The organism is Variovorax defluvii (assembly GCF_039541515.1).
In the GTDB taxonomy this organism is placed as follows: Bacteria; Pseudomonadota; Gammaproteobacteria; order Burkholderiales; family Burkholderiaceae_C; genus Variovorax; species Variovorax defluvii.
The window spans coordinates 94,946-109,558 of the sequence record NZ_BAABGJ010000012.1; the positions used below are offsets into that span (position 1 = coordinate 94,946).

Sequence of the window (14,613 nt, forward strand, 5' to 3'; positions counted from 1 at the left end):
GAGTGCGGGCGCTGCGCTCAGGTGTCAGCCTGCGACGCAGCGCGCGTGGCGGCCTCCAGCCGCCGGTAGCGCCAGAAGGCGGGTGAGGTCCATACCTTCAGCAGGCTGGTCAGGTGCCAGTACAGGTGCCGCTTGCTGCTGTGGCTGGCGCGCTGGGCGTCGTGGCGCGTGCGCAGGTGCTCGGCGATGCGGATCTTCCAGCCCGCCAGGCGCAGGCGCGCGCAGATGTCGAAGTCTTCGCCGTACATGAAGAAGCGCTCGTCGAAGCCGCCGATCTGGCGATAGGCCTCGCTGCGAAAGAGCATGAACAGCCCCGGGATCCACGCCGGCTCGGCGGGAATGGCATAGCCCGGGCGGCGGCGCGACACGATCTCCTGCGGCGTGATGATCGCCCGGTGCTGCTCGGGCGTGGTCTTGCCGGGCTCCAGGATGCGCGGTGCCATGAGCCCCGCATCCGGCGTCGCATGGGCCAGCAGCGGCGCCAGCACGTCGGCGTCGAGGCGGATGTCCGGGTTGAGCACCAGGAACCAGGGCGTCTCGCAGCGCGCGAAGGCCTGGTTGTGGTTGGCGCCGAAGCCCATCGGCCGCGCGTTCTCGATGCGCTCCATCGGAAAGCCCCAGCGGCCGCTGGCGAGTGCGTCGGGCTCGGGGATGTTCAGCGTCAGCAGCACCTTCGCGATGGTGCCGCGGCTGAATTGATCGAGCTGGTCCAGCAGCGGGCGGATGAGTTCGAGCTGGCCATGGCTCACGATCGACACCGTGATGGCAGGAGGGGGCGGCAGGGGAGAGGGCATGGTCTAATTTCGCCCGGGAATTCTAGGGTTCCCCAAGGTACCGTCCTCCCGCCCATGCTCACCCTGATCGTCATCAGCTTCCTCCTCTCCGCCATCGCGGTGCAGATGTTCATGCGCCGGGCGCGCCGCCATGCGCGGCGCTATGGCAGCGACATGCCGCAGCGCTTCCACAAGGGCCACGTGCCCCGGCTCGGCGGTGCCGGCATGCTGTTGGGCACGGGCGTCGCCTGGCTGGTGGCAGGCTGGCCCTCCGACCCCTTCAACGTCAACTGGCCGGTGAAGGTCTCGAGCATCGCGCTCGTGTGCATTGCACCCGCCGTGATCGCCGGCATCGTCGAAGACCTCACCCAGCGCGTCTCGGTGCGTTACCGCCTGGGCATCACCATCGGCTCCGCGCTGCTGCTGTGCTGGCTCCTGAAGCTGGGCGTGGCACGCATCGGCATTCCCGTCGTCGACGGCTGGCTGCAGGCCTGGCCCTGGGTCGCGATGCTGTTCGCGGTGGTCGCCATCGGCGGCCTGCCGCATGCCTTCAACATCATCGACGGCTACAACGGGCTGGCCGGCACGGTCGCCATCCTGGTGTGCCTGGCGATCTCGCACGTGGCCCTGCAGGTCGGGGACCGGCAACTTGCCGCGATGGTGATCTGCCTGGTGGGCGCCACTGCCGGCTTCCTCGTATGGAATTACCCGCGCGGCAAGATCTTCGCGGGCGATGGCGGCGCCTACGTATGGGGCATGGTGATCGCGCTCGCGGCGGTCACGCTGGTGCAGCGGCACCGCGTGGTCTCGCCCTGGTTCCCGATGCTGCTGCTCATCTACCCCGTGTGGGAGACGGTGTTCTCGATCTACCGCCGCTTCGTGCGCGGCCAGTCGCCGAGCGACCCGGATGCGCTGCACTTCCACCAGCTGATCTTCCGCCGGATCGTGCGGGTGGCGCTCGCCGACGACGAGGCACGCCAGCTGCTGGCCCGCAACAACCGCACCTCGCCCTACCTCTGGATCTTCGCGGCCCTGACCGTCGTGCCGGCCGTGCTGTTCTGGAACAACACGCCGGTGCTGATGGCCTTCAGCGCACTCTTCGTGGCGACCTATGTCGCCGCCTATTTCATGATCGTCCGCTTCAAGGTGCCCCGCTGGCTCCGGCCCTAGCATGGCCCCGGCTCCCTCACAATCCTGCAGCATCCGTCAAATCCACTCCAGACCATGACCGATCCCGTCCTCAACATCCCCCCTCGCGACAAGGCCGAGATCCTGGCCCAGGCGCTGCCCTACATCCGCAAGTTCCACGGCAAGACCATCGTCATCAAGTACGGCGGCAACGCCATGACCGACCCGGCCCTGCAGGCCGACTTCGCCGAGGACGTGGTGCTGCTCAAGCTGGTCGGCATGAACCCGGTGGTGGTTCACGGCGGAGGCCCCCAGATCGAGACGGCGCTCAACCGCCTGGGCAAGAAGGGCCAGTTCATCCAGGGCATGCGCGTGACCGACGCCGAGACCATGGAGGTGGTCGAATGGGTGCTGGCCGGCGAGGTGCAGCAGGACATCGTGGGCCTGATCAACCAGGCCGGCGGCAAGGCGGTGGGCCTGACCGGCCGCGACGGCGGACTGATCCGCGCGCAGAAGCTCAAGATGGCCGACCGCAACGACCCGAGCATCCACCACGACGTCGGCCAGGTGGGCGACATCGTCGCCATCGACCCGGGCGTGGTGAAGGCGCTGCAGGACGATGCCTTCATCCCCGTCGTCAGCCCGATCGGCTTCGGCGAGGAGAACGAGAGCTACAACATCAACGCCGACGTGGTGGCCGGCAAGCTGGCCATCGTGCTCAAGGCCGAAAAGCTCATGCTGCTGACCAACACCCCCGGCGTGCTGGACAAGGACGGCAAGCTGCTGACCAACCTCAGCGCCCGCGAGATCGACGACCTCTTCGCCGACGGCACCATCTCCGGCGGCATGCTGCCGAAGATCGAGGGTGCGCTCGACGCGGCCAAGAGCGGGGTCAACGCGGTGCACATCATCGACGGGCGGGTGCCGCACGCGATGCTGCTGGAAATCCTGACCGACCAGGCTTACGGCACCATGATCCGTGCCCGCTGAATCGAGGGTTCGTTCACAGCTTCTCAGATTCGTAGCCGCGCGGATTCCCCTGCTGCCAGCGCCAGCTGTCCTCGCACATCTGGTCCAGGTTGCGGTGCGCGCGCCAGCCCAGCAGCGATTCGGCGAGCGCCGGATCGGCCCAGTTGGAGGGCACATCGCCGGGCCGCCGCGGTCCGATCTCGTAAGCGATCTCCTTGCCGCTGGCCCGTTCGAAGGCCTTCACCACCTCCAGCACCGAGGCGCCCTGGCCGGTGCCCAGGTTCAAGGTGACCAGGCCGGGCTGCTTCTCCGCGTGCCTTAGCGCCGCCACATGGCCTTCGGCCAGGTCCATCACGTGGACGTAGTCACGCACGCCGGTGCCGTCTGGCGTCGGGTAGTCGCCGCCGTGCACCATCAGCTTGTCGCGCAGGCCCACCGCGACCTGGCTCACGAAGGGCATCAGATTGTTGGGCTTGCCCTGCGGGTGCTCGCCGATCAAGCCGCTCTCGTGGGCGCCCACCGGGTTGAAATAGCGCAGCAGCGCGATGCGCCAGGCCGGATGCGCCCGGTGCAGGTCGCGCAGCGACTCCTCGACCATGAGCTTGGAGCGGCCGTAGGGATTGGCAGGCCGCAAGGCCGCGGTTTCGGGGACCGGGGAACGGTCCGGGTCGCCGTACACCGTCGCGGAGGACGAGAAGATCAAGGTGCGCACGCCCGCCGCCTGCATGGCCTCGGCCAGCACCCAGCTGCCGTGCACATTGTTCTGGAAATAGCCGAGCGGATCGGCGACCGAGTCGCCCACCGCCTTCAGACCGGCAAAGTGGATCACGCCGCCGATGGACTCCTCGCGCAACAGCCTGTCGAGCAGGGCCCGGTCGCGCACATCGCCCTGGATGAAACGCGGCGCCTGGCCCGTGATGCGCGCCAGCCGGTCCAGCACCCGCGCGTCGCTGTTTGCCAGGTTGTCCAGGACCAGCGGCGTATAACCTGCTGCGGCGAGCGCCACGCAGGTGTGGCTGCCGATGAAACCGGCGCCGCCGGTCACCAGAATGGTTGGGCTCATCAATCTTCTTTCTTACACCGAACTGTTGAAAAAGTCGCCAATTCTGCGCGACGCAGGGTGGAGTCCCGGTTGGCACGCGCTCACTGCGCTGTGCGAGAATCAAATTTTTACATTTTGCACGTGCCCCATGCAGAACGACGAGACAGGCGCAGCGAGCACTCCGGTGAGTTCCATGAATCTTGAGGCGGCAGGTGCGCCGGTGCGCAAGCGTCCCAAGCCGGGCGAGCGGCGCGTGCAGATTCTCCAGGCCCTTGCCTCGATGCTCGAGCAGCCCGGCGCAGAGCGCGTGACGACGGCGGCTCTGGCGGCCCGCCTGGCCGTGAGCGAGGCGGCGCTCTACCGGCATTTCGCCAGCAAGGCGCAGATGTTCGAAGGCCTGATCGACTTCATCGAGCAGAGCGTCTTTACCCTGGTCAACCAGATCACCGAGCGCTCCGAGCCGGGCCGTGAGCAGGCTGCGCGCGTGGTCGCCATGCTGGTGCAGTTCGCCGAGAAGAACCCGGGCATGACGCGGGTCATGGTAGGCGACGCGCTGGTCTATGAGAACGAGCGCCTGCAGAACCGCATGAACCAGTTCTTCGACAAGATCGAAGCCACCTTGCGCCAGGCGCTGCGCGGCGCCGCCGCGGACGAAGGCTCGGCCACGCCGACAGTCGACGCCCAGGTGCGTGCCTCCGCGCTGACCGCCTTCGTGGCAGGGCGGCTGCAGCGCTTCGCGCGTTCGGGCTTCCGGCGCGCGCCCTCCGAGCACTTGGACGCCGCGATCGCGTTGATGCTCTGAGCCTCCCGGGCGTGGGCGGGTCACTGGGTCGCGGTCACCGCGATCTGGTTGTCGACCGCGTCCACGCCTTGGACGGTCCGCGCGATCTGCTCGGCGCGGGACCTGGCTTCCGCACTCGGCGCCGAACCGCTCAGGCGCACCGTGCCGTCCTGTGACGCCACGTCGATGTGGCGCGGGCCCAGTTCCGGGTCGCGCGCGATCGCGGCCGAGACCGAGGCGGTGAGCGCGGCGTCGTTGGTCTTGGATCCCAGCTGCGCGCCGGCATTCTTCACCGCCTGCTTTGCCGCCTCGACGTCCTGCTTGACCTCGGGCGACTTGAAGAAGGACACGGTGTTGTCTCGCGCCTTTTCGGCCAGGTCGGCGGCCTTGCGCGCGGCGGCGGCCGTGGCGTCCTTTGTTTGCTCCACCGCGTTGTCGATGTTCTGCCGGGCCTGTTCCTTGCCGGCTTCCGGGCGTTCGCCGCAGCCGGCCACGGTCAGCGAAAAGACCAGCACACCGGCCAGCAGGAAGATGCCGTGAAGGCGGAGCAGCCGTGCCGTGGGCGCGGGGCGAGGAAGCGCCGTGCGTGTCTTGCGTGTCGTCGGTATCGGGGTCGTCACGGGCCATCTCCTTGCGGCAACCGCGTCGGAGCGCCACGCATCGATTCCAGCATGGCCGCCAGACGCGCAACGCCACCCGTTCCACTGGCCGCGCGGCCGATGAAGGCGCCGGCCGCGGCCGCGATCAAGGCCCGGCCGATCAGCGATCGGCTGCGGCCGGTCGCCATCAGCAGCAGAACGCCCGTGGCCAGCACGATCAGGTGCTCGCCGGGCAAATCGGGGCGGCGTGCGTCGGCTTCCTTGATGGCGGCAAGGCAGGCTCGGATGTCCATGCGGTGGCTCCTCGTTGCGGAACTCCTTCATAGGCGCGGCTCCCGCCCGCCGATGTAGGCGACCGTCCACGATCCGGCGTGGAATGCGCCGTCCTTCCCAGCGTGTCCAGGCGGCCCTAATCGGTGTCGCGCACCTTGTGCTGCGCCATCAGCTGCTGCTGCGTGGCCGGCGGGACGGCTTCGTAGTGCGACAGCTCGATGCTGTAGCGCCCCTGGCCGCTGGTCATTGCGTTGAGGCGCGACTGGTAGCCCGAGAGCTCCGACATCGGCACCTGCCCGCGCACCAGCACCGTCCCGGCCGCGGCATTGGCAGTGCCCGTGACCAGCCCGCGCCGCGACGACAAGTCGCCCGTGATGTCGCCGATCGCCCCGTCCGGCGCCGCGATGTCGATCTTCACCACCGGCTCCAGCACGATCGGCCGCGCTTCCTGGATCGCCGCGATGAAGGCCTTGCGCCCTGCGGTGGCGAAGGCGATGTCCTTGCTGTCCACGCTGTGGCTCTTGCCGTCGTACACCGTCACCCGCACGTCCACCACCGGGTAGCCGGCGATCGCGCCATGCTCCAGCACGTCCCGCACCCCCTTCTCGACCGCGGGAATGAACTGGTAGGGGATCGCGCCGCCCTTGACCTCGTCCCTGAACTCGAAGCCCGCGCCGCGCTCCAGCGGCTCGATGCGCAGGAACACCTCGCCGAACTGGCCGGCGCCGCCGGTCTGCTTCTTGTGGCGGTGGTGGCCTTCGGCCGGCGCCGTCACCGTCTCGCGGTAGGCGATGCGCGGCGGCCGGGTGTTGACCTCGAAGCGGTACACCTCGCGCAGCCGGTCCAGCAGCACGCGCAGGTGCAGCTCGCCCAGTCCGTAGACGATGGTCTCGTTGGTCACCGCCACGTGCTCCACGCGCAGGCACGGGTCTTCGTCCACCAGCTTGCCCAGGATCTCCCACAGCCGTTGCTCGTCGCCGTGCCGCTGCGGCTCGATCGCCAGCCCATGCACCGGGATCGGAAAGTCCAGCGCCGCCAGGTGCACGTGGTCGTCCTCGGCCGCGTCGTGCAGCACCGCATCGAAGTGCATCTCCTCCACCTTCGCCACCGCGGCGATGTCGCCGGGCAGCACCCGCTGCACCTCCACGTACTCCTTGCCCTGCAGCATGAACAGGTGGCCCACCTTGAAGGGCTTGCGCCCGTCGCCCACGAAAAGCTGGCTGTCCCGCGTGACCGTGCCCTGGTGGACGCGGAAGATGCCCATCTTGCCCACGTAGGGGTCGACCGTGACCTTGAACACGTGCGCCAGCACGTGCAGCGACGGGTCGGGCTTGGCCTCCATCGGCCGGGCCTCGTCGCCCTCGCCGAGCAGGAAGGCCGGCGGGTTGGCCTCGGTCGGGTCGGGCAGGAGCTTGACGATCACGTCCAACAGCTCGGCCAGGCCCGCCCCGTTGCGCGCGGAGACGAAGCACACCGGGATCAGGTGGCCCTCGCGCAACGCCTGCTCCAGCGGGGCATGCAGCTCGTTCGCGTCCACGTCGCCTTCCTCGAGGTAGCGGTCGACGAAGGCCGCGTCCACCTCCACCACCTGCTCCACCAGCTTGCGGTGCGCGGCCTCCACGTCGCCCATGCTGCAGCCACCCTCGCGGTTGTAGAAGCAGTCCAGCACCTTCGTGCCGCTGTCATCGGGCAGGTTGACCGGCAGGCACTCGCGGCCGAAGGCCGCCTGGATCTGCGTCAGCAGCCCCGCCATGTCCACACCCTGCGAGTCGATCTTGTTGACGATCACCATCCGCGCCAGCTTGCGTTTGGCGGCGTGCTCCATCATGCGCACCGCCATCGGCTCGATGCCGGTCGCCGCGTTGATCACCACCGCGGCCGTCTCCACCGCCTCCAGGGCCGGCAGGCTCTGGCCCAGGAAGTCGGCGCCGCCGGGCGTGTCGATGAAGTGGATGCGCGTGCCCGCGTGGGCCAGGTGCATCACGGAGGAGTTGAGAGAGTGCTGTATCCGTTTCTCGAGCGGGTCGAAGTCGCTGACCGTGCTGCCGCGCTCGACACTGCCCGGCGTCCCGATCGCGCCGGCCTTCAGCAGCAACGCCTCCGCCAGGGTGGTCTTGCCCCCGGCGGGCGGGCCGACCAGCGCCAGGGTGCGTACCGCTTCCATCTCGGCCAGGAGGCCGTTCGTTCGGCTTGGCATGGACATCTCCTTTGCGCCTGGCAAGGCGCTTTCGGGCGGCCCGGTGGAACGGGCGCTGCGCCCCTCTCGCGGTTCAGGGTACGGGATTGAACGGTCGGGCGCAAGGCGGGGAACCGTTGAAGCTGCCGCGCCCGCCCCTGCCGAGCGATGGCTTCGAGGGTCCTGCCGTGACCCTTGCCACCCTTGCTTTTCGCCACCGTGGCCGTGGTACTCGCCGTTCCCGCAGGAATGACCCGGTGAGGCCTGCTGCCGGCACGTCGCGAGGATCCGCCGCAACAGGACGGCGAGACTTTCCTCACGCCTTTGCGCGTTTTGCGGGGGCGGGCAGGCGTGCCGATCCCGATTTCAGCGACGCTTAAGTTTCCGTCGGGAGACTGATTCCATGCAGGAAGCCTCCTGAGCCCCCGAATGAAAAGGAAGGATGTCATGAAGCCGTACACCGCACCCGCACCCCTGACGCCCTCGCAGATCGAGTGCGTGCTCGAACTGCTCGAGTGCCGCGAACTGGCGCCCAAGGAAACCGCCGCCAGGTTCGACCACCTCGCGAAGGCCGGTACCTTCTCCGAGGCCCAGCAGGAGGCGATCGAGATCCTCTTCGCACTCGAAGAGGACGAGATTCCCGACGCGCTGCTCGAGTTTGCAGACGACGAGGCCCGCGACCTCGTGCGCCATGGCCTCGCGCACGAGGCCCGCATGAGCTACGTGGGCCGCGCCGCACGGCGCAGCGCTTGAGACGCTGCGGGGCACGCCCCCGCCGTGTGGTACCCGCGTCGTGGCGGTCCGTCCTGCCTGTTCGCCGTGCCTATTGCCGCGTGACTTCCGGTGCCGCCAGCGGCTCCGCATCCCTCAACCACGCATCGATCAGCGTGTAAGACACCGCCAGCATCACCGGCCCGACGAAGATTCCCACCAGGCCGAAGCCCAGCAGCCCGCCGATCACGCCCGCGAAGATCAGCGCCAGCGGCAGGTCGGCGCCGCGGCGGATCAGGAAGGGGCGCAGGAAGTTGTCCATCGTCCCCACGATGATGGTCCAGACCAGCAGGAACACGCCCCAGCCGGTCGAACCGTTCCAGAACACCCAGATCGTTGCAGGCGCCAGCACCAGCGTCGGCCCCACCTGCACGATGCACAGCATGAACATCACGGCCGTGAGCAGCGCCGCGAAGGGCACGCCCGCGATCGCCAGGCCGATGCCGCCCGTCACCGCCTGAACGAAGGCCGTCACGCCCACCCCCAGCGCCACGCCGCGGATCGCCTTGCCGGCCAGGATCACCGCGTCCTCGCCGCGCTGGCCCCCCAGCTTGAAGCCGAAGCGCCGCACCACCGCCGCCGCGGATTCGCCACCCGCGTACATCATCCCGGCGATCACCACCGTCAGCAGGAACTGCAGCGTCAGCGCGCCCAGTACGCCGGCCTGCGCGAACAGCCAGGTCGTGACCTGCCGTGCATAGGGCGTGAGTTTTTCTTCCAGTCCCGCCACGCCCGAGGCCACCAGGTCGGTCCAGGCCGCGGCGATGCGCGAGCCCACCAGTGGCAGGCCCGCGACCCAGTCGGGCAGCTTCGGCGGCCCCTTGCTGATCAGCGAGCGCACCCAGGCCACCACCTCTTCCGCATTCGCCGCGATGGTCGAGATCGCCAGTGTCAGCGGCAGCACGAACAGCAGGAGCAGGATCAGCACCATCGCCAGCACAGCCAGCCAGCGGCGCCGCCATAGCCGGGCCTGGATCCACAGAAAGGCCGGCCAGGTCGCCACCACCACCATCGCAGCCCAGATGGTTGCGCCCAGGAAGGGCCGCAGGATCCACAGCGAGGATCCGATCAGCAGGACCAGGGTCAGGACGCCGAAAGTGGTCTTGGCGAGATCGGAGTGGGGGAGGGACATGGCTGCGCCTGGACTGCGGTGGAATGAGCGCAGTGTGCGCGAAGTGCCGCGCAGCGGGGAGGCCCTGAGCCGGGTGCAGCGGCGGTACGAGCGAGCGGGGGGCGGAGATTGTGTCCTATTCTCACATTCACGAAAAACTGGCATGCTGTTTTTTCCGCGTTCGCCAGAGGACCCCCATGGCTGCCCGTTCCATCGCCTCGCTGTCGCTCGGCTTCGGCCTGGTCTCGATTCCCGTGAAGCTGTATTCGGCCACGGAGAGTTCGTCGGCCGTGCGCTTCAACCTGCTGTCCAAGGACGGCTCGCGCGTGAAGCAGCAGTACATCTCCGAAAAGGACCAGTCCGTCGTGCCACGCAGCGAGATGGTCAAGGGCTACGAGTTCGAGAAGGACCGCTACGTCATCTTCGCGCCCGAGGAGCTCAAGGCGCTGGAGGAGGGCGGCAGCCACCTGATCGACATCGTCTCCTTCATTCCGGAGAAGGCGGTGGACCCGATCTACTTCGACAAGGCCTACTTCCTCGCCCCCGACAAGCGCGGCGGCAAGCCCTACAACCTGCTCAAGGCCGCCATGCAGGAAAGCGGGCGCTGCGCACTGGCCCGCTGGGCCTGGAAGTCCAAGCAGTACGTCGTGCAAGTGCGCGCGAATGACGACGGCCTGGTGCTGCAGCAGTTGCTTTTCGCCGACGAGGTGCGTTCGCAGAAGGACCTGGACATCGAGCAGCTCCCGCCGCCCTCGGCCGCCGAGCTCAAGCTCGCCCTGCAGCTCATCGACCAGATCTCGGCCGACGAATACGACCCCACGCTGTTCGAGGACGAAGAGAAGAAGCGCATCCTCGCCGCCATCGATGCGAAGATCGCCGGCGAGGAAGTGGTGGCCGTCGAGCACCCCGAAGATGCCCCGGGCGCCCAGGTCATCGACCTCACCGAGATGCTGCGCGCCAGCCTCGGCCGCACGGCCAAGCCCGCGGCCAAGCCGGGCGCCAGGCAGCCTGCAGCCGTGCAAAGCAAGGGCGCGAAGCGTGCGCCGCGGGCCGCCAAGGAGGCCGAGCCTGCGCCGGCACGCGCGCGCATGAAGAAGTGACGAACAACGACGACGCCCCGCTCGAGCACACCCATCCCTACACCCTGCGCGTGGTCCGGCAAATGCTGGGCCTCACGCGCCATGCCGTTTCCAAGCTGATCGAACTCGGCTTCGTCGATCCCTCCCGCGGGCCGGGCCGGGCCTGGCGCTTCTCCTTCCGCGACGTGGTGCTGCTGCGCTCCGCGCACGACCTGCGCGCGGCGCGCATCCCCACCCGCCAGATCCTGCGCACCTTGCGTCGCCTGCGTGAAACGCTGCCCCCGGAGGCGCCCGTCAACGGCCTGCGCATCACCGCGGTGGGCGACCGCATCATCGTGCGCGAGGAGCATGCCCAGTGGGAGCCGGACACCGGCCAGCTGGTGATGGACTTCAGCGTCGCCCCGGCCACCGGCAGCGTCACCTTCATCGCCCAGCGGCCGGCGGAAACCGAGGCCTCGCCGTCCCACGACGTCGACGAGCTGTTCGAGGCGGCCGAAGCGCTGGAGTCCTCCGACCCCGCGGCCGCCGAGCAGGCCTACCGCCGCATCCTCGCGCAGGAGCCGGCCCATGCCCATGCCTACCTGAACCTCGGCTTCATGCTGTGCGAGGCCGGCCGCAGCGGCGAGGCCGTGGCGCTGTACGACGAGGGCGTCGAGCACTGCCCCGACGACCCCCTCATCCACTACAACCGCGCCGTGGCGCTGGAGGACATTGGCCGCGTCTCGGATGCGCTCGCCGCCTACGAACAGTGCCTGCGCCTGCAGCCAGACTTCGCCGACGCGCACCAGAACGCCGCGCTGCTCTACGCCCAGTCGGGCCAGAAGCAGCTGGCGATCCGGCACTTCAGCGCCTACCGGCGGCTGCAGCCGCGCAACTGAAGATCCATGGCCCGCACCACCGCCGACCCGCTGCAGAGATACAAGGCCAAGCGAAACTTCGCCGTCACGCCCGAACCCGCCGAGGGCGGCCGGCAGAACGAGCAGGCGCGCCAGTTCGTCGTGCAGAAACACTGGGCCAGCCGCCTGCACTACGACCTGCGGCTGGAGCTCGACGGCGCCATGAAGAGCTGGGCCGTCCCCAAGGGCCCCAGCTACGACCGCCACATGCGGCGCATGGCCGTCCACGTCGAGGACCACCCCATCTCGTACAACAGCTTCGAGGGCACCATCCCGCCGAAGCAGTACGGCGCCGGCAAGGTCCAGATCTGGGACAAGGGCACCTGGACACCGGTCGGCGACCCGCACGAGGGCTACCGCAAGGGCGACCTCAAGTTCGAGCTGCACGGCCACAAGCTGCACGGCCGGTGGGTGCTGGTGCGCATCAAGAGCAAGGACGGCAAGGACAACACCTGGCTGCTCATCAAGGAGCGCGACGGCTACGAGCGGCCCTCCGCCGAGTTCAGCGTGGTGGACGAGTTTCCCGACAGCGTGGCCGCGCTGCCCATGCCCGAGCCCGAAGCCGCCCCCGGCCCCGCGCCCGCGTCCGCGCCGGCGCGCCGGGCCGCCCGAGGCCATGCGCGCGGCATGCCCGAGGGCGCCGTCCGCGCCGAGCTGCCGCACAAGCTCGCGCCGCCCCTCGCCACCCTGGTCGACGCGCCTCCGGGCCAGCCGGGCGACTGGGTCTACGAGATCAAGTTCGACGGCTACCGCATGCTGGCGCGCGTCGACGCCGAGGGCGTGCGCCTCATCACCCGCAACGGCCACGACTGGAGCAGCCGCATGCCGCACCTGGTGAAGGCCATCGCGCGCATGAAGCTCAAGCCCTGCTGGCTCGATGGCGAAATCGTCGTTCTGAAAGAAGGCGGCAAGACGGACTTCCAGGCCCTGCAGAACGCGTTCGACAGCAGCCGCACGCAGGACATCGAGTACTTCCTCTTCGACCTGCCGTACTACGACGGCCACGACCTGCGCGCCGTGCCGCTGCTCGAGCGGCGCGAGCAGCTGCGCACGCTGCTCGCCGAGGCGCCCGCCGGCATCCGCCTGAGCGAGTCCTTCGACGCACAGCCGCGCGACATGCTGGCATCGGCCTGCCAGATGGGCCTGGAAGGCATCATCGGCAAGCGCAAGCAGAGCGGCTATGCCTCGCGCCGCACGGGCGACTGGATCAAGCTCAAGTGCAACCGCCGGCAGGAGTTCGTCATCGGCGGCTACACCGATCCCAAGGGCTCGCGCGTAGGCATCGGCGCGCTGCTGCTGGGCGTACACGATGCGAACGGCGAGCTGGTATATGCCGGCAAGGTCGGCACCGGCTTCGACGATCGCATGTTGCTCGACATCCACAAGCAGCTGCAGAAGATCGGCATCGACCAGCGGCCCTTCAAGGACAGGACCGAGGACGAACGCCACGCCCGCTGGGTCAAGCCGCAACTCGTGGCCGAGGTCGCCTATTCGGAGTGGACGGCGGGCGGCCACATCCGCCACGGCGTCTTCCACGCCTTGCGCAGCGACAAGCCGGCCAAGGCCGTCGTGCGCGAGAAGGCCGTCCACCTTCCCGAGGCCGTGGCCCCTCCTCCCGTGGCACACACCCTGCCCGCGAAGCTCAAGGTGACCAACCCCGAACGCGTGATCGACCCCAAGAGCGGCGTCACCAAGATCGAGCTGGTGCGCTTCTACGGCCTGATCGCACCGCTGATGATGGAGCACCTGCGGGGCCGCCCCGTCTCCTTCGTGCGGGCGCCCAACGGCGTCGACGGCGAACTCTTCTTCCAGAAGCACCTGGAGAAGGGCGGCATGGAAGGCGTGCGCCAGCTCGACCCCGCCATCTGGCCTGGCCACGAGCCGATGATCGAGGTCGCGACCCCGGAGGGCCTGGTGTCGGCCGCGCAGATGAACGTCATCGAATTCCACACCTGGAACGCGGTGAAGACCGCCACCGCCAAGCCCGACCGCATGACCTTCGACCTCGACCCGGGCGAGGGAGTCCCGTGGTCCGCCATGCAGCAGGCCGCCGAGGTCGTGCGCGTGTTCCTGGGCGAGCTGGGGCTGGAGAGCTTCTGCAAGACCAGCGGCGGCAAGGGCCTGCACGTGGTGGTGCCGCTGCGCAAGCACTACGGCTGGGACCCGGTGAAGGACTTCTCCGAGGCCATCGTGCAGCACCTGGCGCGCACCCTGCCGAAGATGTTCGTGGCCAAGAGCGGACCGCGCAACCGCGTGGGCCGCATCTTCATCGACTACCTGCGCAACGGCTTCGGCGCCACCACCATCTGCGCCTGGTCCGCGCGCGCGCGGCCGGGGCTGGGCGTCTCGGTGCCGGTCTCCTGGGGCGAGGTGCAGAGCCTGACGAGCGGGGCGCAGTGGACCGTGCAGAACATCCACACGCGGCTCGACAAGGGCAACGAGCCCTGGAAGGGCTACGCGAAAGCAGCGCAGGGGCTGGCGGGCGCGATGAAGCGGCTGGGCTTCAAGGCCTGAAGTTCAGGGCCCGGGCCCGATCGCCGCCACGCCTTACATGAGCTCCTTGCTCGTGATCGCCGCGGCCTGCAGCTCCGGCACCAGTGTCAGCAGCCGGCGCGTGAGCCAGTACAGGTGCGAGGGATCAATCGGGTTCGGGTGGCGCAGGATCTTGATCAGGCGCTGCGGCCGGTCCCCGAAGGCCGGCGCGGCCAGCGGCTCGAGCATCGCGGCGAGATCGGCCCGCACCTGCTCATCGAGGAGATTGTGCTCGTCCAGCACATGCCAGATGGCCTGCACGGCCAGCTCGCACTGCTGGGCATGCGAGGGCGGGGCCAAGGCCTCGGCGTAGATCGTCGGGCCCTGCAACATGACGCGCGTGCCGTGCGTCATGCCGCGGGCGGTGCTTCGTGTTGGAGGCATGAGACGCTCCTTCCAATGCGCCCACGATACGCCCCGCTTCCGCTGGTGGCAACTCTGTCGGGCGGCCAGGCCAGGCGGCCAGCCTGCTCGCCCCGTGAC

14 protein-coding genes are annotated in these 14,613 nt (G+C 68.8%); 7 read left to right on the forward strand and 7 right to left on the reverse strand.

The features are described 5' to 3' along the window. Positions 1–17: 17 nt before the first annotated feature. The gene (locus tag ABEA07_RS08085) at positions 18–794 is read right to left on the reverse strand and encodes a glycosyltransferase family 2 protein (protein WP_345537065.1); all 777 of its coding nucleotides are present in this window, start codon (positions 792–794) and stop codon (positions 18–20) included. 54 nt (positions 795–848) lie between these two features. Between ABEA07_RS08085 and ABEA07_RS08090 the strand changes: the two genes are divergently transcribed. After that, entirely contained in the window at positions 849–1,943 is a 1,095-nt protein-coding gene (locus tag ABEA07_RS08090) for a glycosyltransferase family 4 protein (protein WP_345537067.1), read from the forward strand. A 54-nt stretch (positions 1,944–1,997) separates the two neighbouring features. Beyond that, positions 1,998–2,891 (forward strand): acetylglutamate kinase, encoded by an 894-nt coding sequence (gene argB / locus ABEA07_RS08095; protein ID WP_345537068.1) that lies wholly within the window; start codon positions 1,998–2,000, stop codon positions 2,889–2,891. 13 nt (positions 2,892–2,904) lie between these two features. Here the strand turns inward: argB and galE are convergent, their stop codons facing one another. Beyond that, a complete protein-coding gene (galE, locus tag ABEA07_RS08100; RefSeq protein ID WP_345537070.1) occupies positions 2,905–3,933 on the reverse strand; it encodes a UDP-glucose 4-epimerase GalE in 1,029 nt (342 codons plus the stop codon). Positions 3,934–4,060: 127 nt separating this feature from the next. Here galE and slmA point away from each other — a divergent pair, with 127 nt between their 5' ends. After that, positions 4,061–4,714, forward strand: coding sequence for a nucleoid occlusion factor SlmA (gene slmA, locus ABEA07_RS08105; protein ID WP_425584089.1), 654 nt, complete (start codon positions 4,061–4,063; stop codon positions 4,712–4,714). Between the two features lie 20 nt (positions 4,715–4,734). Here the strand turns inward: slmA and ABEA07_RS08110 are convergent, their stop codons facing one another. The 3 genes from ABEA07_RS08110 to fusA all read right to left on the reverse strand — a co-directional run bounded on the left by ABEA07_RS08110 (position 4,735) and on the right by fusA (position 7,762). After that, positions 4,735–5,313, reverse strand: coding sequence for a BON domain-containing protein (locus ABEA07_RS08110; RefSeq protein WP_345537072.1), 579 nt, complete (start codon positions 5,311–5,313; stop codon positions 4,735–4,737). Then, complete coding sequence (locus ABEA07_RS08115; protein WP_345537074.1) at positions 5,310–5,585, reverse strand: hypothetical protein; 276 nt, start codon at positions 5,583–5,585, stop codon at positions 5,310–5,312. Before ABEA07_RS08115 ends, ABEA07_RS08110 begins: the two co-directional genes overlap by 4 nt. Positions 5,586–5,701: 116 nt before the next feature. Then, complete coding sequence (gene fusA, locus ABEA07_RS08120; RefSeq protein ID WP_345537075.1) at positions 5,702–7,762, reverse strand: elongation factor G; 2,061 nt, start codon at positions 7,760–7,762, stop codon at positions 5,702–5,704. Positions 7,763–8,188: 426 nt separating this feature from the next. Between fusA and ABEA07_RS08125 the strand changes: the two genes are divergently transcribed. After that, positions 8,189–8,494 carry a hypothetical protein gene (locus tag ABEA07_RS08125; protein ID WP_345537076.1) on the forward strand — a complete coding sequence of 102 codons (306 nt, stop codon included), beginning with the start codon at positions 8,189–8,191 and terminating at the stop codon, positions 8,492–8,494. A 70-nt stretch (positions 8,495–8,564) separates the two neighbouring features. Here the strand turns inward: ABEA07_RS08125 and ydiK are convergent, their stop codons facing one another. Continuing rightward, complete coding sequence (ydiK, locus tag ABEA07_RS08130; protein WP_345537078.1) at positions 8,565–9,644, reverse strand: AI-2E family transporter YdiK; 1,080 nt, start codon at positions 9,642–9,644, stop codon at positions 8,565–8,567. A 176-nt stretch (positions 9,645–9,820) separates the two neighbouring features. Here ydiK and ku point away from each other — a divergent pair, with 176 nt between their 5' ends. Genes ku through ligD form a run of 3 tightly spaced genes read left to right on the forward strand, consistent with a single transcriptional unit; the run spans position 9,821 to position 14,112 of the window. After that, a complete protein-coding gene (gene ku, locus ABEA07_RS08135) occupies positions 9,821–10,723 on the forward strand; it encodes a non-homologous end joining protein Ku (RefSeq protein ID WP_345537079.1) in 903 nt (300 codons plus the stop codon). Beyond that, positions 10,720–11,580, forward strand: coding sequence for a tetratricopeptide repeat protein (locus ABEA07_RS08140; RefSeq protein WP_345537080.1), 861 nt, complete (start codon positions 10,720–10,722; stop codon positions 11,578–11,580). Before ku ends, ABEA07_RS08140 begins: the two co-directional genes overlap by 4 nt. Before the next feature lie 6 nt (positions 11,581–11,586). Beyond that, positions 11,587–14,112 carry a DNA ligase D gene (gene ligD, locus ABEA07_RS08145; RefSeq protein WP_345537081.1) on the forward strand — a complete coding sequence of 842 codons (2,526 nt, stop codon included), beginning with the start codon at positions 11,587–11,589 and terminating at the stop codon, positions 14,110–14,112. 33 nt (positions 14,113–14,145) lie between these two features. Here the strand turns inward: ligD and ABEA07_RS08150 are convergent, their stop codons facing one another. Continuing rightward, positions 14,146–14,514 (reverse strand): hypothetical protein, encoded by a 369-nt coding sequence (locus ABEA07_RS08150; protein ID WP_345537082.1) that lies wholly within the window; start codon positions 14,512–14,514, stop codon positions 14,146–14,148. Positions 14,515–14,613 lie beyond the last annotated feature (99 nt).